We start from the raw sequence: 20,392 nt of genomic DNA, 5'->3' as shown, positions 1-20,392 counted from the left end.
CAACTACAGACATTCAGGATAGGCTATTAATTGTCTAGGTTGTTAGTGCCTATTCATACAGTTATTTCTTTAAAATTTGTGAAATACTTTTGTCACATTCACCCCATAGAATAATTACAAGTCATCTGGTCTAGACCAGAATGTTAAGCACACTTTCTTGGGGATAACATGTACAAACTAACACCGATAGCAGCCGGCATTTTAGCTATGTCTAGCTTTTCCGCTTTAGCTGATGGTTCAATTACAGGTTTAGTAACTGATGCTTCTGGCACCTTGTCTGGTGCTAAAATTTCAGTTGTTGGCACTAAATCAAAAACATCATCAAATTATCAAGGACAATTTAATTTATCACGTTTACCCGCAGGTAAGCACGTATTACGTATTGAGTACCTTGGCTACCCATCATCTGATTTTGATATTACCGTTGTTGATGACAAGGTTGTCGATTTAGGTAGTTTAAATTTAAACCTCAATGATAATACCATGGAAGAATTGGTTGCGGTTGGCTATATGCGTCGTGGTGCTATGATGGCGACCAATATGCAAAAAGAATCAGACAATATAAAAAGCGTTTTATCAGCTGATGGCATTGGTAAATTACCGGATCGTAACGCTGCTGAAGCAGTGCAACGTATGCCAGGTGTTTCGATTGAGCGAGATCAAGGTGAAGGTCGGTTTGTGGCGGTACGAGGTTTACCATCGCAATGGAACTCAACGTCTATGAATGGTGACCGCCTACCAACCGCGGAAGAAGAAACGACAAGTCGTGCAGTGGCATTTGATTTTTTTCCTACTGATATGATTGAGCTCGTTGAAGTATCTAAAGCGATCACTCCTGATATGGAAGGAGATGCTATTGGCGGTAATATCAATTTTACTACGCGTCGTGCCCCTGATGAGCGCATATTATCGGTAAATTTGGGCATTGGTGACTCAGAGCTCGCAGAAGGTGGTAGTCATTCATTTAATATTTTATATGGTGATCGTTTACTTAACAATAAACTTGGCTTTTTAATTAATGCCACAGGATGGGAACGCGACTGGGCAACAGATAATTACGAACCTCGTCGTGAAGTTGATGCAGACGGTTTTGCTGGTGTGCATCGCTTAGAGCTTAGAGATTATACCGGTACACGAAAAACATATGGATTAAATGTAGCGGGTGAATACTTGCTTGATCATGGTTTGGTATATGCCAAAGCAATGTACGGTACGTTATCGGATGAAGAAACTCATTATAAACATCGTGTACGTTACAACAAAACTCGCGTTGAATTACAGCATATTTATGATGAGCTGATCACTGAAATGACAGGGTTTGAATTAGGTGGTGAGTACGATATTGACTTTAATACACGTTTCGAATGGAAGTTGAGCACTTATCAAAATCAGTTTGAATATGGTGATATACCTAACGGCAAAGATAATGCCTATTATGTAGTCAAGTTTAAACAAGGAGTGCAGTTTGACACTGATGTAGGTGAACGCGATGGTGTCGATGTAGGTAGCGGTTTAATTTATAACACAATTGATGGTGGTACAGATCCTGCCTTAGAAATTGGTATGCATTTGCCAAATGATTGGGTGATGGATCCGAATCAAGCGGTATTAGCCGATGTGGAACTTTATGGCATTGATATTAAAGAAAAAGATAAAATAGTTGCCCAGTTTGATTTAATCCATAACTATTCTGAGCAGCTCGAACTAAAAACCGGTGTTAAGTATCGAGATAAAGAGCGTAATGCTAGCTTCTACGATAAGTTTTATGGTTGGAATGAAGATCTATATGGTCCAACACCAACACTTGCTCAGGTTGCTGCTGATCTTGGAGTTAGCCTAGTTGACCAGCCGGGACGTAGTGACTATCTCGACAATTTCTCTATCAATTATCAACAACACTTTTCACAAGTGATACCTGTTAATGATTTAAAGCGTTGGTGGGATGAAAATAATCATAAACTAACCTTCTTAGATGGTGATTCTGAAGTCGTCGAAAATGGTGGAGGTTTAAGCCGTAATTTTGACCTAGAAGAAAGCCATTTATCATCGTACGGCATGGCAACATACAAGCCTTCTTCTATGTGGACTATTCTAGGTGGGCTTCGAGCGACACAAACAAAAACGGATGTTTACGGTTACGTAGCTGTTGAAAATGATCAGGGCACTAGCGTTGAGCCGGAAAATGGTAGTAAAGATTATTGGTCAATATTACCATCTTTGCACGTGACTTATCATCAAGATGATATGACCAATGTTCGACTTGCTCTAACGCGTACTTTTGCTCGCCCAGATTTTGGTCAATTATCACCAGGTGCAACCTATTTGGAAATGGAAAACCAATTGCGCTCAGGTAATCCAGAGCTTGATCCAACCTATTCAAACAACTTCGATTTAATGTATGAACATTACTTTGATGACGCAGGCGTTATTTCGGTTGGTTATTTCTACAAACAGATCATTGACCCAGTATTTTCGCAAAGCTATCAAGGCAGTTATCGTGGTAACTCTGTAACGGTGAAAAGCCCATTAAATGGTGATGATGCTTGGTTACATGGCATTGAGTTTGCTGCCAACTCAAGCCTTGGATTTATCAATCAATCGCTTGATAACTTCGGCATGAGTTTTAATTTCACCTTAATGGATTCAGAGATGGAAATCCCAGGTCGTGATGACAAAGTGAAAATATCTCGTCAGGCAGATGAGCTTTATAACTTTGCACTTTATTATGATGATGGCAACTTTGCTGCACGTATTGCGGTTAATCACAAAGGTGAATACATCGAAGATCACGGAAGCAACGAGATGTTAGACACCTACTACGGTGACTATACTAGTGTTGATGCCACCGCATCTTATTACCTTAACGACAATGCCATGATTTACATGGAACTGAACAACCTTACTGATGAGCCACTACAATATTTCACTGGCTCAGAAAGTCGTCCAAACCAAATTGAATACTACGGGATCCGTGGCCAAATTGGCTTTAAGTACGACTTCTTTTAATCAAGTTGTCAACTGGGAAGGTTAACCTTCCCAGCTCTCCTCTCTTCAGGTAAGTGATCAATGTCGGTAATCAGCAACTTTCTTCAGCGTAGCAACACTTTCGTGTTTGTGATTTATGCCTCGTCAGCGGCATTTATGACTTACTTCTGCATGTATGCATTTCGTAAACCTTTTTCTGTGGGGAAATTTGAACAAGTCGACGCCTTTATGGGCGTGCTAGATTTCAAAATTGCTTTAGTATTAGCACAAGTTTTTGGCTATTTATTGTCAAAATTCATCGGCATCAAAGTCGTTTCCGAGTTAACGGCAAATCGCAGGGCTTTAGCTTTGCTGGCTTTGGTTATGGCGGCGCAACTGGCTTTAGTATTATTCGCCTTAGTACCTGAATCTCTAAAGCCGCTGATGATGTTCTTAAATGGCATTCCATTGGGCATGATTTGGGGCATAGTTTTTAGCTTTCTTGAAGGCAGAAAAACCTCCGAAATTTTGGGTGCTTTTTTAAGTGTCACTTTTATTGTTGCATCAGGTTTAGTGCGCACCGTTGGCCAATGGTTAATTTTAGACTTAAACGTTACAGAGTATTGGATGCCAGCGACAACAGGGGCTATTTTCGTTTTACCGCTGTTTTTATCAGTGTACTTTTTAGCACAAACTCCTGCTCCTTCCCACAGTGACAAACTAGCACGCCAAGCACGTGCACCGATGAATGGCCAGCAGCGTCTAGCTTTCTTTTTCCGTTATGCACCAGGCATTCTATTACTTATCTCCAGTTTTTTGTTGTTCACCGGCTTAAGAGATTTTCGCGATAATTTTTCCGCTGAAATATGGCAAGCCCTTGGTCACGGAGAAGAGCCCGCGATCTTTGCTTATGCCGGTATTCGTATTGCGGGAGTGGTGTTGTTCGTCTTAGCTGCCATGGTGATGATCAAAAATAATACCACGGCATTTTTAAGCAATCATGGCTTTATATTGCTTGGCTGTGTTTTGTTAGGGGGGACTACTTATGCCTTTGAACAACAATGGATTGACGGCAAAAGCTGGATGGTATGGTTAGGTGCCGGTTTATATATTGCCTATATTCCCTACAACTGTTTTTTGTTTGACCGGATGATCTCCGCTGTTGGCTCAACGGCTAACGCGGGCTTTTTAATTTACCTCGCCGATTCAGCTGGCTATTTGGGCAGTGTCAGCATTTTGCTTTATCGCACCTTTGCATCTCCTGAGATCAGCTGGCTCGAATTTTTTATCCACCTTTGTTACTTGGTGGCAACACTTGGAGGAGCTTTGGTGATTGGCTCTATGTTGTATTTTAGCGTTCGGTTGCTTCGCCGCAGCCATGCATCTCATGCTGGATATCACCATAGTCATGAGAGACTCACTAAAGCCCCCCTACTTTTTTATAAGGAAAACACATGAATCACATCGAAGCGGTAATTTTAGATTGGGCAGGCACAGTGGTTGACTATGGCTCAGTCGCACCAACTACTATTTTTGTTGAAGCATTTAAACAAGCATATGACTTTGATATTTCCCTTGCTGAAGCTCGAGCCCCCATGGGCATGGGGAAGTGGGATCATATAAAAACTTTAGGCCAATTACCGTCCGTAGATCAACGTTGGCAAGCTCAGTTTGGCCAATCGATGACAGATGAAACTGTTGATGAAATTTATCAAACCTTTATGCCATTGCAAAAAGCCAAAGTAGCACAACATGCAACACCAATTGCAGGGGCATTAGACACAATTGCGTGGTTAAGAGTACAAGATATCAAAATTGGCTCTTGCTCTGGTTACCCTAGAGAAGTCATGGAAATCTTAGTGCCCGCAGCCGCAGAACAAGGCTATAACCCAGATTGCTGGGTCGCAAGCGACGACACTATTGGTTCAAGACCAGGCCCATGGATGGCGCTTGAAAACGTGCAAAAACTTGGCATCAAAGATGTCGCTAATTGTATTAAATTTGATGATTCTGCACCTGGTATCACAGAAGGGTTACGTGCAGGTATGTGGACTGTAGGTTTAGCTGTTACTGGCAATGTTATCGGTTTAACAGAGTCAGAGTGGCGCGACTTATCATCAGAAGAGCAAAACGCATTAAAAACTAAAGCTTATACTGAGCTTTATCAAGCGGGAGCTCATTTTGTTGTCGACTCATTGGCAGACGCAATTCCGGTGATCCAACACATCATGGCCAATAGAGCGAGGCAGCTACGCCCATGAGTAATACTCAGCCTTTTTGGTTTAAACAAGCATTAACCTTAACGGGCGATCAACCTGGTAGACCATTAACCAGCAACATCAGCACTGATGTGTGTATTGTTGGTGGTGGTTTTACCGGCTTATGGACAGCGATTAAAATTAAACAACAATCACCTAATACCGATGTCACCATTGTCGAAAAAGGACGATGTGGAGAAGGCGCTTCAGGGCGTAATGGTGGTTGTATGTTAACCTTTGCCACTAAACTCAATACCTTGATCAGCTTATTTGGCGTTACTGAGGCAATTCGACTAGTTCAGGCTTCTGAGCAAGCGGTATTTGATATTAAGAAATTTTGTCAGGCACATCACATCGATGCTGATATACGAGTCGATGGCGCTATTTACACGGCTAATAATGCTGCTCAAGCCAAAAAATTATATCAACCACTTAGTTTGCTCGATCAATATGGTATTAATCGTTGGCAAAAATTAAAAGCGCATGAAGCTATTAAGGTCTCCGGCAGCCCGTTAACCCAAGTAGCTATATCAACCGATGCTGCTGGTAGTTTGCATCCAGGAAAGTTAGTACTTGGGCTAAAAAAAGCCGCGCTTTCGCTTGGCGTGAATATTTATGAACATTCACCGATGACAGCACTACAGCAAACGACAACTCCAGAGGTTAATACTAAGCAGGGCAGTATAAAAGCCAAAAAAGTGGTGATAGCAGTTAATGGTTGGATGGGGCAAATGTTTCCTCGCTTTAATCGGCATTATGTGTTGGTGTCATCTGACATGGTCATCACCAAGCCTCAAGCACAAGCGTTAACTGATGTAGGTTTATCACATGGCAAAGCCGTGGCAGATTCGCGTATTTTTGTTCATTACTATAGAACAAGTGCGGACGGTAGGCTCATGTTAGGTAAAGGTGGAAATTTGTTTGCTTATGCCAACAAGATGTTGCCAGCCTTTGATCAAAAAAGTGGTTTTGAGGCTATGTTAGGCAAAAGTTTTAACAAAATTTTCCCTTCATTAGCGTTCAACATTGAAGCCAGTTGGACAGGCGCTTCTGATCGCTCTGTTACTGGGCTTCCGTTTTTTGGACGACTTAACGAAAACCCGAAAGTCTTTTATGGGTTAGGTTATTCTGGCAATGGCGTAGTACAAAGTTATCTGGGTGGTGAAATACTGTCTTCTTTAGCGCTAGGCCATAATAACACATGGTCAAATTGTGGTTTAGCAAAAGGTCCATTAGGTTCGTTTCCACCTGAGCCAATTCGTTACCTTGGTGCACAAATCGTTAAAAACTGTGTGCAACGTAAAGAACAATTTGAAGATGCCAACAAAACTCCTTGGTGGTTTGACCAATACATGGCGAAATTTGCCGCAGCGGCAGGAAAAGCAGATAAATGATCAACGATGTGATGACAGGTATTGAACAACTTTTTCAGCACTTTGGCGATAAAACTTACGGAGAATCTTGCAATCAACGCACTCACGCCATCAGTAGTGCTTGGCATGCTAAACAACAGCAAGCGCCGAAACCCTTAGTTTGTGCGGCTTTTCTTCATGATATTGGTCACTTTATTGCTGACCAACGTCAAATGGCAGGTTTAGATCAATGGGGTCACATTAATCACGATGTGATTGCTAGTGATTGGCTGCAACAACAAGGCTTTCCTGCTAGCGTTTATCTACCAATTCGTTATCATGTACAAGCAAAACGTTATGTAGCGCGCACCATGGAGCCTAGCACGTTATCAAAGGCGAGTTTTCAAACCTTGCAACAGCAAGGCGGCCCAATGACTGATGACGAAGCGTTAGCTTTTGAACGGCTGAATTGTTTTGCTGAGGCAATGGAGCTCAGACGCTACGATGATTTAGGAAAACCATGCCATACTATCGATGTATCAATTACGCCATGGTTAGCTCTGACAAAACAGATGTTTATAGGAAACTAGGGGCTTATGCTGCTCTACCAAGAAATTAGGCAATACTTATTTGCATTGATTGCTGAACATCCTGAACTTAAAAAACTACCTTCTGAACGAGAGTTACTAGAAAAATTTCAATCAACTCGTATTACCGTTAGAGAAGCGTTAACTCGCTTGGAAGCAGAAGGGGTAATTTATCGGCAAAATCGTAAGGGCTGGTTTATCTGCCCTCCCAGATTAAAGTGGGATCCAGTCAAAAAAGTTAATTTTTATCAGTTAGCACAAGAGCAATATTTTATACCGTTAACCAAGCTAGTTTCGTTTGAAACTTTGGCGACGAATAAGGAACTAGAGCAAGCATTTTCGCTGAAAACCTCAGGTGAGCTTCACAAAATATATCGCGTCCGATCGTTAGATGAACGTCCTATAATGGTAGAAGAGATTTACTGTTTAGCTTCTCAATTTGATGGTTTAAAAGACAAGGCCTTAGACGGTTCAATTACGACTATTTTTGAACACGATTACAGGGTCAATATCACCCATGAAAGTAGCCGTTTGATAGTTACTGTAATACCTGATGACAAAGCCGAATTGCTCAATGTAAATAGTGGCGCTCTGTGCCTAAAAATTATTCGTAAACGCTTTAACCAACACGACGAACTGGTCGACTACAACATTGAATACTGGGTGCATAGTGCGATAGAAATAGAAGTAGATAGTAAATAAGGTTATATAACTATCTTTAAATTAACTTAAGGCCGCCAAGCGGCCTTTTTTATTTACCAATATTTTACTCGAGCAACTGCCGAGACAAGGCGTTTAATATCTTCTGGATACACTTCGCCAATATTGCCAATCCTGAAGCAGTCGGCATCTGAAACCTTTCCCGGATAAATCACAAAACCAAATTGCTTCAATTCCTGATAAAAACGTTTAAAATTATATTCAGGTGCGCTTGGTGAATAAAAAGAAGTGATGATAGGCGAGTGCATTTCAATCGGCAATAAAGGTTGAAAACCCAGCTCTTTCATGCCATTGCATAATAATTGCTGGTTTTGTTGATAACGAGCTTGCCTAGCAGCTACACCACCTTCTTGTTCAAGTTCTACGAGTGCTTGACCAAATGCTCTCACCACATGTGTCGGTGAGGTAAAACGCCACTTGCCATTAGAATGTTCCATGGTATGCCATTGATCGTATAGATCTAGGCTTAATGATTTTGCATTGCCTTTACAACGTTCTATAGCTGATAGTTTGCCGATAACAAATCCAAAACCTGGCACACCTTGAATGCATTTGTTGGCGGAGCTAATCAAAAATTCTATATTTAGCTGTGCAACATTCATAGTTATGCCACCAAAACTCGACATAGCATCTAAAATAAAACGGACCTTATGTTCACTACAAAGTGCAGCTATCGCTTCGACAGGATTTAGCATCCCAGTGGTTGTTTCACAATGCACCATAGCTAAGTGACTAAAATCACCCGATGTTAAGGTGTTTGCAATCAATGCTATATCTGGTGCCTGTGTTTCTTTAAAGGTTAATACTTGATGGTTAAGTCCAAGTACTTGGCAAATCTCAGCCATACGTTTGCCATAAGCGCCATTGTTAATCACTAATAACTTATCATTGGGTAAAATAGCGCTGCCTAGTACAGACTCAACCGATGACGTGCCACTACCTTGCATCAATACACTAGAATAGTCGTTTGAATTAGTTGCCAAACTGACTAAGGTTTGGCGAATTTTTTGTACAACATCAATGTTGTAATCATCATCCCAAGTACACCAATCTTTGAGCATAGCTTGCTTAACGGTGTCTGACGTCGTTAACGGGCCGGGGGTCAATAACAAATAATGAGCCATAAGGTATTCTCTAACTACATTTCAACCTGGTCTAGACCAAATTGTATGGTTAAATAATTTCCATGGCAATCTTAGATCACTAATATTCACTGAATTGTCATATTATAAAATTCAATAGTGAACCTAATCAGACCTTATTCACTAAAAATGACGCTTTATCCTCCTACCCTCGGTCCTTTAAATATCCTTATAAAGATCTCAATGTAAGGGCGTCCGCTCTACGTACTTTGCAGTCCCATAGCTAGTTATGGTAAACAGAAAAAGACAGTATTTGCACAATCGTTGCTTGTATATTATATATACAATTGTAATATGAGTTGAAAGAACTGAGTAGTAGCTCTGTGCTTAGAAGGGACGACTTAATGAAGGGAATCAATCTCAGTACTATTTTTCTTATTTTGCTTCTTTCAGGGTGCTCCTCAGCCCCTAACCAAGCACCTATACGCAAAGCCCACCTTTCTGAATTTCAAAATCATTGGGTCGGCGATACAGAGCTAAACCATGCTGACAAAAAGTATGCTTTAGAAACATGGGTTTATTCTGTTGTAGCAGATAGAGCTTACCTTGAAGACGAAACTCTTTGCCTTCCTCTCAATGAGCAATGGAAAGAAATAACCATTGATGAAAACGAGTTTAAGAATATGCAAAGTAATGGTTTCTATGGTCAAGCTTGGCATCGAACTGTTTCGAATGGTAAAAAAGAATTGATTATCGCATATAGAGGAACAGATGGTTCTGGAGATTTCATGTATGCCAACTTCCGATTTTTTAGTACCAAAAACGATGACTCTCAGTTTACTTCATCCCTGTTGTTCAGAGATTTAGTTATTGAAAAGGCGAATGCTAATCCCAGCTTGGCATATGACTATGTCACATTCGTCGGCCACTCCTTAGGTGGGGGGCTTGCCCAGTTTGCACAAGACTTTACGGAAAACAGTAAAGCATATTCTTTCAATGGATCGCCAAACAGAGGGCGATTGTTTTCGCTGGGAAAACCCCATGAAGAACCTCGCAATGCAACCAGAGTATATGAAAAAGGTGAAGTCTTACGACCACTGAGGTGGCTACTTTTTGATTTCGACCCTTCTAACAACGAAAATCCCGGTGAACCCGGCATGAATACTCGGTGGATAGACTTTTATAAAGATTCACTTATAGCAAACCACAACATGAAAGACTTTTCCACTGCGCTAACAAGACTTGCTGCTTTTGCAGGAGACAAAGAAGCCGAGAGGGTGATTGATTATATGAGAGAGAGGCGCTTGGACAATGTCGAAAAACATCCATCTCATTGTTCGATTGGTGGTGTCATCACGAGTAACTGATGCTAACAGTTCATTGGGCGAATCAAGCGGACCAGCATATTTCGGACTTAGGAATTAGCGACTTGAATATCTCCAGGCATTTATCAATCTTTCAGGACGAAAGCCAGGCTTTAAGATTTTACTAAACGCCTTCTTTAAGTACACAGGAGACTGTCTCAGTTTAGGGTAAGTGGATAATGAACAATTGACCTAATGTTACACGTCAGGTTTAACCTAATATAAGCGTGTCCCTCTTAAAACAGAAAGGGACACACCTTATATTTAAGTGCTTAGCGTTATTTAAATCGGTTCGTCAGGGAAGTACTTTGTTTCTGGTCTTCAACCTTAGCTTCAACGGGCTTTTCGAGTTTGGACACCGCGTAGGCAACGCCAAAACCTAGGCAACTTCCAACCAACACATCTGAGAGATGATGCGCGTCACGTTTTGTCCTTGACCTTCCAATAACAGCGGTGGCAGCCAAACCTGCCGCTGATGCTAACAGCAGAGGCCCAGAAGTACGAGGAATTGAGCCCGCGACTGCCGCTACTGCGCAAGCATGTCCCGAAGGCATGGAGTTAAACTTGTCTTTTAAGGCAGGTCCTTTGAATTCAGGGCCGCTTTCAGCTCGCGGACGCTTCCGGCCGATTAAGCGCTTAAGACCAGCATTCAGTAGCCCCGCCACCGAAACTGAAAGCGTTGACTTCAATAGAAAGCGCTGTATCTTTGGTGAATCAGTCATCTTAGATATCGCGTATGCTGACCCCATAATTGTGGCAACAGATGGGGGCGTCGTTGCATTGCTTAATGCGCTAGATGTAACTAGGTTGCCTTTATTTTGCGTTGGTTTCGCACTGTGCCCATTCATTTTTCGCAGTGCTCGATACGCAAATAATCCTTTGATTCCTGTGGAAGCTAACATAAAAAATCCCTTGTTCGATAAAGTAGTAAAACCTTGAAAAAGGTTGCTGTCGTGTACAGCAATAAATGCATGCTCACAAAGCAAGTTGTTAAACCACAAAAAAGAGCCGCACGAGCGGCTCTGATCTTACTTAACAATTACTCTTCCGAATTATCGCCTAGGTCATTTTCTGGCGTACGCTGATAACGTTGAAATTCAGCCCGTGTGATCAATTCGTCGTCATTTACGTCGATTTTATCGAAGTCACGGGTTACGCCACTTCTTGACGCTTCGGCTTTGGTCAGTTCGCCGTCATTATTAGCATCCATCATTTCAAATTTACTGCGCGCAATTACCGCTTCATCTGCAATAACCGTGTTATCGTTAACAACGGTATCATCCGCGACTTTTTCAACATTTGTCTTTTTTAGGTTTCCTTTGGCATTCAACTTAGTTTCAGCTCTTAGCTCGTGAGTTAGCCTTTTGTCATTCGTTGCGGCAACCACTTCATCTACATCGGTATCAACTTCAACTTTTGTTTCCATGGTACCTTGTTTGCCCATGCTTTCTTTCATCGATTTTGCAGTAGCAAGCACTTCATCATCGAAATGTTGGGGGAACTTCATAACATGAGTGTTAAATTCTTCAGCTGAAAGCTGCATGTCTGAGTTGGCATCAATTTTTGAAAAATGTGCATAAATCTCATCGTCGTCAGCTTCTTCGCGTGAAATATAGCCGTTATCATCGTTATCCAAATCGGCAAATGTAGTGTCGATTTTTTCTATATCGCTGCCGGCAAATGCGCCAGTAGAAAGAGCGGCACTGATTAATGTAGCAATTGTTAACTTTTTCATATCTAACTCCTTGGTTTTTCGGCCTCCATACTGCTTTAAAACGGAGGAGAGAATTCACAAAGGGTTATTCATAGCACGTGCCAAATGTATAAAATTTACTTTAATCAATGGTTTATATGATGTGAGGGAAGAGGGGCGTCAAGCTAGGATTGTGAGAACTATAGAATTTTCTGAAAAAGTTACCGGTTTTTGTTAACGAAAATAGTACAAAAAGAGGGGCCGCATTAATACAATCGATAAATGAATTGCTGTTATTCAAGCAGGCAATTATTTGCGGTAACACACCGCGATTGTGAACATGTTAAGTCTTACATAGTGGGCGATTATCTATGCGGATCGGTATAACCCGGCTATAGTTTTTTCAAAAGAACACAGGTTTTCTTATGGTAAGCGCTCAAATTTTTTAAGTGTTTCCAAACTTTCTTCCCACGCCGCTTTGCTTGCACTAAAAATATGTGCAGTAGGCTTAATCAGGAGTTTTGTATCTAAGCACCCCGCAGGTACAGCAAGCATATTTTGAGATTGAGCGCTGGGTAGAGCTGAACCACATATTTTACAAAAGCTTTTGCTATGACGCGTGTTTTTTAGGGTAAAGGATGTGACTTCGTTAACACCCGATAGCCAAGTTAATATAGCCGAACTTGAAAACAGGTTGGCAGCGAAGGCCGAACCTGTATCCTTTTGACAATGTTTGCAGTGGCACAGATAAAAACTGTCTAGATCACCCTTAATTTCAAACCTTACGGTGCCGCATAAGCAGGACCCTTTATGCCTTTTCATCAAAACTCCTTTTTTGTAAAGTAACACCATTTAAAGCACTAAGATTACTGCTGTTTAGCAAGCCAGGCGTAAAAATGCGCCACGCCCGCTTCTAAAAAGGGGTCGATGGGCCCGTATTCTTCTTCGCCCGATAAATACAGTGCCCTTCGACCTTTTTCTAACAACAGGCAGGCTTCTTCGTCTTCTACAGCGGTTTCCATATAGGCCGCTTTTTCTGCGGCAAAGTAATCTGGCATGTCTTTATACAGTGCTTTGGGATAGTAAAACTCTACGTGATTTATACACGCGCCGGCCCCCTTGGGGTAAATCGTACTGACAACGATAATATCTGGGTACCACTCAATCATAATATTAGGGTACAAAAAACACCATATTGCGCCATAGCGCGGAAGTGTTTGCCCGAAACGTGCTATTAATGCGTCTTGGAACTCTCTGTAACATGGCGTCGTCCGCTTAGTAAGTTGATCGCCCAGCCCTACTTTTTGCACTGAAAAATCATCGCCAAACGACCATTCTAAATCATCGGGCTTAACAAACTGGCGAAGCCCGGGGTGCATGGAGTACACATGATAGTTCTCTAGATAAATCTCGATAAATGTCTTCCAGTTAAATTGATATTCCGTCGTTTCAGAACCGGCGTAAAAGTAATCGGCAAAGTCGAGGTAGTCTTGGATCTCGAGGTCTAATAAATCCATGTTGGGAGCGCGCCCTCGAAATAGAAGACCGTTCCACTTAGAAAGTGACTCCTTTTTCAACCGACCGTTAGGGGCATCTTTAAAATGGGGCGTACCTTTAAGCTGGCCTGTGTTGTCATAGCCCCAACAGTGGAGCTTACAAACAATGCTGCGTGCCCGACCTTGTCCTTCAAGAAGTTGAGCTTGTCGATGTAAACAAACATTAGATATAAGTTCATAGTTCTCACCCTGATTAAACAACGCATAACGGTCGTTAAAGTGCGGCAGCACTTGATAACTATACGTTTCTGGCACCATTAGAGAATGGCCTGCATAAGCAAGCCCACGAGAGAAAGCCTGCTCGACTTCCTGTCGGCATTCATCTGCATCAAAGTAACTTTTTATAGAAGGGTGGGTAACGATTTTCATAGTTCAAAATGGGCGTTAAAAACGCATTGCGTTAAGTCGAAATTGTATAGGCGCTATGTATCACTGAATTGGTTAAAAAAATAGCAATATTTTCGTTCAAAGCACTATTTTTTTTAAAATATCGGAGTAGAATCCGCGCACCTTAATTTCGAAGTGATTTTCATGGACATTGGCTTCCATCACCTTGAAGAAAAGCGCCTATTAACGCTTTCCTTTTATATTGCAGGCGCATTCGTCGTTGTTGCGCTTGGTTTTGCCATTTTAACGGGCTCAGGCGCTATTTTGTTTGACGCCGCTTACTCGTTAATCGCTTTTGTTATGTCAATGCTAACACTTAAAGTAGCTAACTTGGTTCAACGCCCTGATGATGACCGGTTTCACTTTGGTTATACGGCAATCGAGCCTACGCTAAACATGTTTAAGTCGCTCATTATCATTGCCACGTGTGTGTTTGCCGTCGCGAGTTCTGTTCAGAGTTTATTGGCAGGTGGGCACGCAGCTGAGTATGGTATTGGTATGGTCTACGGTGTTGTGGCAACGGTTGGCTGTTTTAGTATCTCTCTTTACATGCGTGTAAAAGGTAAGCATTTGCTGTCCGACTTAGTAAAAGTGGATTCCCACACGTGGCTGATAGACGGTGTGCTAAGTGCATCCATTTTGTTCGCTTTTATTTTGGCCTACGCGTTAGAGTTGACGGAATATAGAACACTGTCGCCGTACGTTGATCCTGTTTTATTGATTATTCTTGGTTCGGCAATGTTGCCGGTACCTTTTAAGATTCTGCGTGAAAGCCTTAATGAGGTAATTAACAAAGCGCCACCTGAAGCAATCTCGGCGGTAATTGAGAAAAAATTCAAGAAAACGTTGTCTGACGTGCCATACGAGCACGTAGAAGTGCGAATTAGTAAGCGTGGGAGGGATGTTTATCTTTTAGTCCACATTATTGTTGATGACGCATTCTCTATTGCTACCATTAGTGAATTAGATGAAATTAGACTGAAATGTGAAGCTGAGATGCGCGAGTGGGATCCCGCAATCATCATGGATATTTTGTTCATAAAAGATCCCGAACTAGCGGAGTAAAGATATGGGGTGAATGTGAAATCTTGCATTCACTCATTACTCGACTGGTAAAATCCCTAAAATTTTCCGATAATCAAATCTTTAAGCTATTTGAAGATGTGATGGAAACGCGACTTCCGCTATATAAAAAGCTGCTGGTAATGTACCGAATAGAACCGGGTTGCCTTGGGCCGCAGGGTGCTGACTATGTCGAAGAATTTTGTGTATTTGCCAAAAAGAAGCTAAAAGACAACAATAGTCACTGTTTGCGATGGACGATTAAGCCCCGTTACGACAAGACGCTACCAGAGCTTGAATTTCAGATAAAGAATGTCGCACTTTCACGTGATAACGCGGCTAAATATATGGACAGTTTTGGTATTGATATCGACGCTTTTGAAGAACAACTAGAGGAGTCGCTCGCTGATTTGGTTGATGCGTTTTTTGAGCGCTGATTTATTCAACTAAAGTGGCTTTGCATGCATTGCTGTATACAAGGCTGATAATCTCGAAAAGACACTTCAAAGATGAGCCCAGAAACACTCGCCCTCCAAAAAAAGAAACGCACAAAAAAGCCCCACCATTTCTGGCAAGGCTCGCCTGCTAATTCAGATAAAGTAATTTATTGGCTTACTTCTTAGATTAGTTTAAAGATTTCAGTTTTTGGTAACCTTCAGCTTCTAGCTCATCATTTACGCACTCTAATACAAATACGTCTTCAGATTTGCCTTTTGTGCCTTCTTCTTCAGCAACTTCTTTACAGAACTGGGTTAATTCCTCTACTAGTTCTGCAGGTGCTTTTTCTGATGCAGCTGCAATTACAGAGAACGCCATTGCGCTTAAACCGATTAAGCCTAAACCTATAAAGCGTAAACCTTTCATAATTACCTCGTTAAATAGTTGAGTGTGAACATTTACGGACTGGATATTGCGCCTAAGTGTTAATATAAAAAAGCTAATTTTTTTACTCTAGAAGACAAATTCTTTTCATCAAAACGTTAACATTTGTTTTGACCATTAAGACGGTATGGAGCAAACAGCGACGGACAGTGCGGTCTTCCAATGTATTGGCATGTCGACAGTGGATAGAGTGGTATCGGCCGACGTTAAAATGCAAACCTTTAATGGGCATTCAATAGGCTTTTTGGCATAATGCGCGGCCTAAAGATGAAAAGTAATGACAGCGCTTAAACCATGCCTACTATAAATAACGTATTCTCGTCAGATGGCCTCCTTGCCGGTGCTATCAAGGGGTTTGTACCTCGCGAAGCTCAAACTGAGATGGCAAAGTCGGTGAAGCGCGCTATCGATACCACAGGTAGCTTAATTGTAGAGGCAGGTACAGGAACGGGAAAAACCTTCGCCTATCTTGCGCCAGCATTGTTGAGCGACGGAAAAGCCATTGTTTCTACAGGAACTAAAAACCTCCAAGAGCAGCTATTTCACCGCGACTTACCGCTGGTGAAAAAGGCCTTGGGCAGCAAGCGAAAAACTGCATTGTTAAAAGGCCGTTCAAACTATCTTTGTCTCCACCGGGTAGCGCAGCACAGCGGTAATTCTACTTTGGTTGAAAAAGAGGTGCTAGGCCAGCTTTCAGAAGTTAAACGTTGGTCTAGTACCACCAAAACAGGTGACATGGGCGAGCTTAAAACCCTTCCCGAAGATGCCCGTGTTTTGCCCCTTGTCACTTCTACAGTGGATAATTGCTTAGGGCGCGATTGCCCAGATTACGAAGATTGCTATTTAGTAAAAGCGCGCAGAAAGGCGCTTGATGCTGATATTATCGTAGTTAATCACCATCTTTTCTTTGCTGATATGGCACTGAAAGACACAGGGTTTGGCGAACTTATCCCTGAAGCTGACGCGATTATTTTTGATGAAGCCCATCAAATTCCCGACATTGCGAGTGATTACTTTGGTGAGTCACTTTCGACAAGACAAATTCACGACATTGCGAAAGATATTACGCTGTTGTTTAGAACGGTTTTGAAAGATGCGGGGCAGTTAGATAAAGCGGCTGACAAATGCAGAATGATTGCCTCTGATTTACGGTTATTGTTCCCGGACACTGCTGAACGCGGCAACTGGGCCGAGGCACTAGACCGTGACGACGTACGCATGCAGGTAGGCAAGCTGGCCGAAGCGCTTGGCGTATTGCACGAGGTGTGCAAGTTACACATTGGCCGCGATAAAGATTTAGATAACATGTACGAACGGGTTGTGGCTGCAAGAGAGCAATTAGATGCATTGAGCGACAATAAGCAAGAAAATGTGAGCTTGTGGTATGAAACTACCCAGCGTCACCTCATTATGCATTTAACGCCATTATCGATTGCGGCTAAATTTAGGCGTTTCGTATCATCGCCCCCGCGCGGGTGGATCTTTACATCGGCAACCTTAATGGTAAACGGTGGTTTTGAGCACTTTCAGCGCCGCATGGGCTTAGAAGATGCAGAAACCTTGGGGCTAGATAGCCCGTTTAATTACCCTGAGCAAGCTATGTTGTGCGTGCCCCGCTATTTACCTGAACCCAATAGCTATGCAATGCGCGAAACCTTGTTAGAAACAGCAAAACGGCTAATTAAAGCAAGTCGCGGTAGGTGCTTCTTGCTGTTTACCAGTCACGCTATGCTTAGAGAAATTGCGCAGAAGCTAGAAGATGAGATAGATAATCCGCTACTGGTGCAAGGGACTACCACCAAGCAAGCATTGCTGGATGCGTACCTTGCAGATGAAAAAGCTGTATTAATGGGCACGGGCGCTTTTTGGGAAGGGGTAGACGTACGCGGCAACGACTTGGTTTGCGTTATGATTGATAAGCTGCCCTTTGCGTCACCTGATGACCCGCTGCTTCAAGCGCGTATGGAAGATGTAAAAAAACGTGGAGCAAACCCGTTTAGTGTTATTCAAATTCCCCAAGCCGTTATTACGTTAAAGCAGGGCGCAGGTCGACTCATTCGAGATCCCACAGATAAAGGTGTGCTGGTAATATGCGACAATCGGTTGGTGACAAAGCCTTATGCCAAAACCTTCGTTGGTAGCTTACCGGATATGAAAAGAACAAGAAGCTTGGACGAAGTAGAAAAATTTTTAGCCGGCATTGATGAAGCCTAAGTTAAAGCACTGAAAAGCGGTTAGCGTGTATACAGTCACCAACGCCATTTCAGCTTAGATGAAATAAGAGATAAACATGAACATTTTAGCTATAGACACGGCAACCGAAGCTTGTTCGGTAGCGCTTCAATACAAAGACACTGTGATTACGCGTTTCGAAATATGCCCTCAGCAGCACAGCCAGCGTCTTCTTCCCATGGTAGATGAGGTGTTAAAAGAAGCAAAGGTTTCACTGGGCGATCTGGATTTATTGGCTTTCGGTCGAGGCCCAGGTAGCTTTACCGGTGTGCGCATAGCTACAGGTATGATTCAAGGTTTAGCGTTAGGGACGGGCCTAAAAGTAGCCGGCGTGAGCACGCTTGAAGCTATTGCGTGTGAAGTGGCGTCTCAAACGCAGCACAACGATGCATTGATCGCCGTTGCATCGGATGCGCGTATGGGTGAAGTGTATTTCGCGGTTTACTCACAGTCTACCAATGGGGTTGTGCTTAGTATTGAAGAGCAAGTTTGTCCGCCTGAGGTGGCTATTGAACAGCTAAACGCGTTTAGGGAAGGAAATAGCGCCGCTGTGATTGCAGCTGGCACCGGCTGGTCTGCTTATGAGGAGCTTGAACAGTGGAAGTCTGAGGAGTGTGGCGAGGTAACGTCTGACGTTACGCTTCCAAACGCTCAATACATGCTTAAGCTTGCGTTTGATGCATTTGGTAAAGGCGAAATATCTGAAGCGGTAGCCGTAGAACCTGTTTATTTGCGCGATAAAGTCACGTGGAAAAAGTTACCTGGTAGAGAGTAGCGGCCCGCCATTTTTTATGAGGCTACCATTACTTAGCGATAAAAAGGCTGATACTGAAATGAGGAGCGAGTCGAATTACTGAGGCTCACTTCACACTCTAAATGGTATGATTCTTGCCTTGCTAACTCCATATGATTATCAATAATAATTTCGCTGTACCGTCTTCCGAACCTTCACAAGGCCGGGTCGCGAAAACCAATAAAGGCCCTGAACAGCAACAAAACAAAGGGCAAAGTGAATCGTCTGTTAGGGCGATTGTTGTTGCGCCTGATAAACAAGGAACGGATAACGCCCAAGCGTATCAGCAATTTATCCGTGAAGATGGCAACACCTATTCCCAAAATGCGATAGCCTCTTATACGAGTTTTGAAAAACAACAGCAACGCGAATCTATCCAATCGATGTTCGGTGTGGATATTTACGCGTAAGTTTGAGCAGAGCGCAATAACTTACCAAGTCAAAAAATCTTACGAATTATTAAATTTCAAACGTTGTTTTGAACAAATGTCTATTATCCACGCTCTAAAAAATGTTTGATTAAGTTTATATATCTTATTTACACGTTGCATGAGTTGAACGACAGTGGTTGTCGTTTCGTAATAATGCTAATGTTTAGCTATTAAGATACGGTTTTTCTTTTTTAAATTAAAAAAGATACGCAAAAGTATATAAGAGTTTTAAGATGTAATGCCGCATGTGGACGCCGTTTAAATTGCATATTATTCAATTGGAATCCGTATAAGCGCAGCATTTTTTCTTGGGATCAGAGGAGCGCTTTAATGTCTCGTTATTTAGTTTTACTTACGGTCATGTTGTTTACAGGCTGTACAATCGTTCCAGAAAGTATAGAGGTACCTGAGGGAACGCAGCTCATTACCTATTCTAAGGCGGTGACGTCAGGGGCGAATGCGCAGGGCCAAAAAGCCCGTTGGGGAGGGATGATTGTAGGTGTTGAAAACAAGCCTAACAAAACGTTTATTGAACTCGCACATTTCCCTTTGAATCACTACGGTAAACCTTCTACGAATGGCGAAACATCAGGACGTTTCAAAGTACAAATTGACGGCTTTGTCGATCCTATTGTTTTTGAAGAAGGGCGCTCAGCCACGTTTTTGGGCACGATAACAGCACCCACTGCGGGTATGGTAGGAGAGCAACCTTATATTTATCCAACGATCATTGCTGACGATTATCACATGTGGAGAAAACAAGAGGTTTACGATGTAAACACGTATTTCTTTAACTACCACACGGGTTGGTACTCTCCATTCTATCGCTTTAATGGGCCTTGGATGTACCCGCACTTTAATAGAACCCGAGTAATTCGTTATCAAAATGCACCGAGTAAAGCTACATTGCCCTCTCGAAATCCGGGTACTGGTAGCGCAAGGGGCAAGTCGACGCTGCAACCACAGCGGCTAGAAAAACAGAAATAAGATTAATAGATAAAGCGGCATGCTATTGCCGCTTTATTTTAT

General features: G+C 42.4%; 19 protein-coding genes. 13 read left to right on the top strand and 6 right to left on the bottom strand.

What is annotated here, in order from left to right; genetic code table 11:
• The first annotated feature begins 207 nt into the window (after positions 1 to 207).
• From V7R42_RS12185 to V7R42_RS12160, 6 genes are read left to right on the top strand one after another with little or no spacing between them, the layout of a single operon-like run.
• Positions 208 to 3,006, top strand: a complete 2,799-nt coding sequence (locus V7R42_RS12185; RefSeq protein WP_334020512.1) for a TonB-dependent receptor — start codon at positions 208 to 210, stop codon at positions 3,004 to 3,006.
• Between the two features lie 60 nt (positions 3,007 to 3,066).
• On the top strand, positions 3,067 to 4,422 hold the full coding sequence (locus tag V7R42_RS12180) for a DUF5690 family protein (RefSeq protein ID WP_334020510.1): 1,356 nt from the start codon (positions 3,067 to 3,069) through the stop codon (positions 4,420 to 4,422).
• Entirely contained in the window at positions 4,419 to 5,225 is an 807-nt protein-coding gene (phnX, locus tag V7R42_RS12175; RefSeq protein ID WP_334020508.1) for a phosphonoacetaldehyde hydrolase, read from the top strand. The genes V7R42_RS12180 and phnX overlap by 4 nt, the downstream gene beginning before the upstream one ends.
• Positions 5,222 to 6,616, top strand: a complete 1,395-nt coding sequence (locus V7R42_RS12170; protein ID WP_334020506.1) for an FAD-dependent oxidoreductase — start codon at positions 5,222 to 5,224, stop codon at positions 6,614 to 6,616. The genes phnX and V7R42_RS12170 overlap by 4 nt, the downstream gene beginning before the upstream one ends.
• A complete protein-coding gene (locus V7R42_RS12165) occupies positions 6,613 to 7,164 on the top strand; it encodes a phosphohydrolase (RefSeq protein ID WP_334020504.1) in 552 nt (183 codons plus the stop codon). The genes V7R42_RS12170 and V7R42_RS12165 overlap by 4 nt, the downstream gene beginning before the upstream one ends.
• 6 nt (positions 7,165 to 7,170) lie before the next feature.
• Entirely contained in the window at positions 7,171 to 7,863 is a 693-nt protein-coding gene (locus V7R42_RS12160) for a UTRA domain-containing protein (RefSeq protein ID WP_334020502.1), read from the top strand.
• A 53-nt stretch (positions 7,864 to 7,916) separates the two neighbouring features.
• On the opposite strand, the gene phnW is transcribed toward V7R42_RS12160, so the two are convergent.
• The gene (gene phnW / locus V7R42_RS12155) at positions 7,917 to 9,005 is read right to left on the bottom strand and encodes a 2-aminoethylphosphonate--pyruvate transaminase (protein WP_334020500.1); all 1,089 of its coding nucleotides are present in this window, start codon (positions 9,003 to 9,005) and stop codon (positions 7,917 to 7,919) included.
• A gap of 362 nt (positions 9,006 to 9,367) precedes the next feature.
• Between phnW and V7R42_RS12150 the strand changes: the two genes are divergently transcribed.
• Positions 9,368 to 10,330 carry a DUF6792 domain-containing protein gene (locus V7R42_RS12150; RefSeq protein WP_334020498.1) on the top strand — a complete coding sequence of 321 codons (963 nt, stop codon included), beginning with the start codon at positions 9,368 to 9,370 and terminating at the stop codon, positions 10,328 to 10,330.
• Between the two features lie 275 nt (positions 10,331 to 10,605).
• Here the strand turns inward: V7R42_RS12150 and V7R42_RS12145 are convergent, their stop codons facing one another.
• From V7R42_RS12145 to V7R42_RS12130, 4 genes are all read right to left on the bottom strand, one after another.
• On the bottom strand, positions 10,606 to 11,229 hold the full coding sequence (locus tag V7R42_RS12145) for a phosphatase PAP2 family protein (protein WP_334020496.1): 624 nt from the start codon (positions 11,227 to 11,229) through the stop codon (positions 10,606 to 10,608).
• Positions 11,230 to 11,366: 137 nt separating this feature from the next.
• The gene (locus V7R42_RS12140) at positions 11,367 to 12,062 is read right to left on the bottom strand and encodes an EF-hand domain-containing protein (RefSeq protein ID WP_334020494.1); all 696 of its coding nucleotides are present in this window, start codon (positions 12,060 to 12,062) and stop codon (positions 11,367 to 11,369) included.
• A gap of 381 nt (positions 12,063 to 12,443) precedes the next feature.
• Positions 12,444 to 12,842, bottom strand: coding sequence for a GFA family protein (locus V7R42_RS12135; protein WP_334020492.1), 399 nt, complete (start codon positions 12,840 to 12,842; stop codon positions 12,444 to 12,446).
• A 44-nt stretch (positions 12,843 to 12,886) separates the two neighbouring features.
• Positions 12,887 to 13,945: an aromatic ring-hydroxylating oxygenase subunit alpha gene (locus V7R42_RS12130; RefSeq protein WP_334020489.1), complete on the bottom strand. Its 1,059-nt coding sequence runs from the start codon at positions 13,943 to 13,945 to the stop codon at positions 12,887 to 12,889.
• A 162-nt stretch (positions 13,946 to 14,107) separates the two neighbouring features.
• Here V7R42_RS12130 and V7R42_RS12125 point away from each other — a divergent pair, with 162 nt between their 5' ends.
• Both V7R42_RS12125 and V7R42_RS12120 read left to right on the top strand, forming a co-directional pair.
• A complete protein-coding gene (locus V7R42_RS12125) occupies positions 14,108 to 15,028 on the top strand; it encodes a cation diffusion facilitator family transporter (protein ID WP_334020487.1) in 921 nt (306 codons plus the stop codon).
• 101 nt (positions 15,029 to 15,129) lie between these two features.
• Positions 15,130 to 15,462, top strand: coding sequence for a hypothetical protein (locus V7R42_RS12120; protein ID WP_334020520.1), 333 nt, complete (start codon positions 15,130 to 15,132; stop codon positions 15,460 to 15,462).
• Between the two features lie 187 nt (positions 15,463 to 15,649).
• On the opposite strand, the gene V7R42_RS12115 is transcribed toward V7R42_RS12120, so the two are convergent.
• Positions 15,650 to 15,889, bottom strand: coding sequence for a hypothetical protein (locus V7R42_RS12115; protein ID WP_334020485.1), 240 nt, complete (start codon positions 15,887 to 15,889; stop codon positions 15,650 to 15,652).
• Positions 15,890 to 16,201: 312 nt separating this feature from the next.
• Between V7R42_RS12115 and V7R42_RS12110 the strand changes: the two genes are divergently transcribed.
• The 4 genes from V7R42_RS12110 to V7R42_RS12095 all read left to right on the top strand — a co-directional run bounded on the left by V7R42_RS12110 (position 16,202) and on the right by V7R42_RS12095 (position 20,350).
• A complete protein-coding gene (locus tag V7R42_RS12110; RefSeq protein ID WP_334020483.1) occupies positions 16,202 to 18,121 on the top strand; it encodes an ATP-dependent DNA helicase in 1,920 nt (639 codons plus the stop codon).
• A 76-nt stretch (positions 18,122 to 18,197) separates the two neighbouring features.
• Complete coding sequence (gene tsaB / locus V7R42_RS12105) at positions 18,198 to 18,914, top strand: tRNA (adenosine(37)-N6)-threonylcarbamoyltransferase complex dimerization subunit type 1 TsaB (RefSeq protein WP_334020482.1); 717 nt, start codon at positions 18,198 to 18,200, stop codon at positions 18,912 to 18,914.
• Positions 18,915 to 19,045: 131 nt separating this feature from the next.
• The gene (locus V7R42_RS12100) at positions 19,046 to 19,342 is read left to right on the top strand and encodes a hypothetical protein (RefSeq protein ID WP_334020481.1); all 297 of its coding nucleotides are present in this window, start codon (positions 19,046 to 19,048) and stop codon (positions 19,340 to 19,342) included.
• 351 nt (positions 19,343 to 19,693) lie between these two features.
• Positions 19,694 to 20,350, top strand: coding sequence for a Slp family lipoprotein (locus tag V7R42_RS12095; RefSeq protein WP_334020479.1), 657 nt, complete (start codon positions 19,694 to 19,696; stop codon positions 20,348 to 20,350).
• Positions 20,351 to 20,392: the final 42 nt, after the last annotated feature.

The sequence above is a fragment of the Alteromonas sp. S015 genome (assembly GCF_036864485.1).
Classification (GTDB): Bacteria; Pseudomonadota; Gammaproteobacteria; order Enterobacterales; family Alteromonadaceae; genus Alteromonas.
The sequence above is the reverse complement of the archived record's forward strand: the minus strand, read 5'-3'. Positions and strand labels throughout refer to the sequence as shown.

Bases quoted from the DNA above. Each gene is read 5' to 3' on its own strand.
- V7R42_RS12185 (WP_334020512.1), top strand. From the start codon at position 208: ATGTCTAGCTTTTCCGCTTTAGCTGATGGTTCAATTACAGGTTTAGTA.
- V7R42_RS12180 (WP_334020510.1), top strand. From the start codon at position 3,067: ATGTCGGTAATCAGCAACTTTCTTCAGCGTAGCAACACTTTCGTGTTT.
- phnX (WP_334020508.1), top strand. From the start codon at position 4,419: ATGAATCACATCGAAGCGGTAATTTTAGATTGGGCAGGCACAGTGGTT.
- V7R42_RS12170 (WP_334020506.1), top strand. From the start codon at position 5,222: ATGAGTAATACTCAGCCTTTTTGGTTTAAACAAGCATTAACCTTAACG.
- V7R42_RS12165 (WP_334020504.1), top strand. From the start codon at position 6,613: ATGATCAACGATGTGATGACAGGTATTGAACAACTTTTTCAGCACTTT.
- V7R42_RS12160 (WP_334020502.1), top strand. From the start codon at position 7,171: ATGCTGCTCTACCAAGAAATTAGGCAATACTTATTTGCATTGATTGCT.
- phnW (WP_334020500.1), bottom strand. From the start codon at position 9,005: ATGGCTCATTATTTGTTATTGACCCCCGGCCCGTTAACGACGTCAGAC.
- V7R42_RS12150 (WP_334020498.1), top strand. From the start codon at position 9,368: ATGAAGGGAATCAATCTCAGTACTATTTTTCTTATTTTGCTTCTTTCA.
- V7R42_RS12145 (WP_334020496.1), bottom strand. From the start codon at position 11,229: ATGTTAGCTTCCACAGGAATCAAAGGATTATTTGCGTATCGAGCACTG.
- V7R42_RS12140 (WP_334020494.1), bottom strand. From the start codon at position 12,062: ATGAAAAAGTTAACAATTGCTACATTAATCAGTGCCGCTCTTTCTACT.
- V7R42_RS12135 (WP_334020492.1), bottom strand. From the start codon at position 12,842: ATGAAAAGGCATAAAGGGTCCTGCTTATGCGGCACCGTAAGGTTTGAA.
- V7R42_RS12130 (WP_334020489.1), bottom strand. From the start codon at position 13,945: ATGAAAATCGTTACCCACCCTTCTATAAAAAGTTACTTTGATGCAGAT.
- V7R42_RS12125 (WP_334020487.1), top strand. From the start codon at position 14,108: ATGGACATTGGCTTCCATCACCTTGAAGAAAAGCGCCTATTAACGCTT.
- V7R42_RS12120 (WP_334020520.1), top strand. From the start codon at position 15,130: ATGGAAACGCGACTTCCGCTATATAAAAAGCTGCTGGTAATGTACCGA.
- V7R42_RS12115 (WP_334020485.1), bottom strand. From the start codon at position 15,889: ATGAAAGGTTTACGCTTTATAGGTTTAGGCTTAATCGGTTTAAGCGCA.
- V7R42_RS12110 (WP_334020483.1), top strand. From the start codon at position 16,202: ATGCCTACTATAAATAACGTATTCTCGTCAGATGGCCTCCTTGCCGGT.
- tsaB (WP_334020482.1), top strand. From the start codon at position 18,198: ATGAACATTTTAGCTATAGACACGGCAACCGAAGCTTGTTCGGTAGCG.
- V7R42_RS12100 (WP_334020481.1), top strand. From the start codon at position 19,046: ATGATTATCAATAATAATTTCGCTGTACCGTCTTCCGAACCTTCACAA.
- V7R42_RS12095 (WP_334020479.1), top strand. From the start codon at position 19,694: ATGTCTCGTTATTTAGTTTTACTTACGGTCATGTTGTTTACAGGCTGT.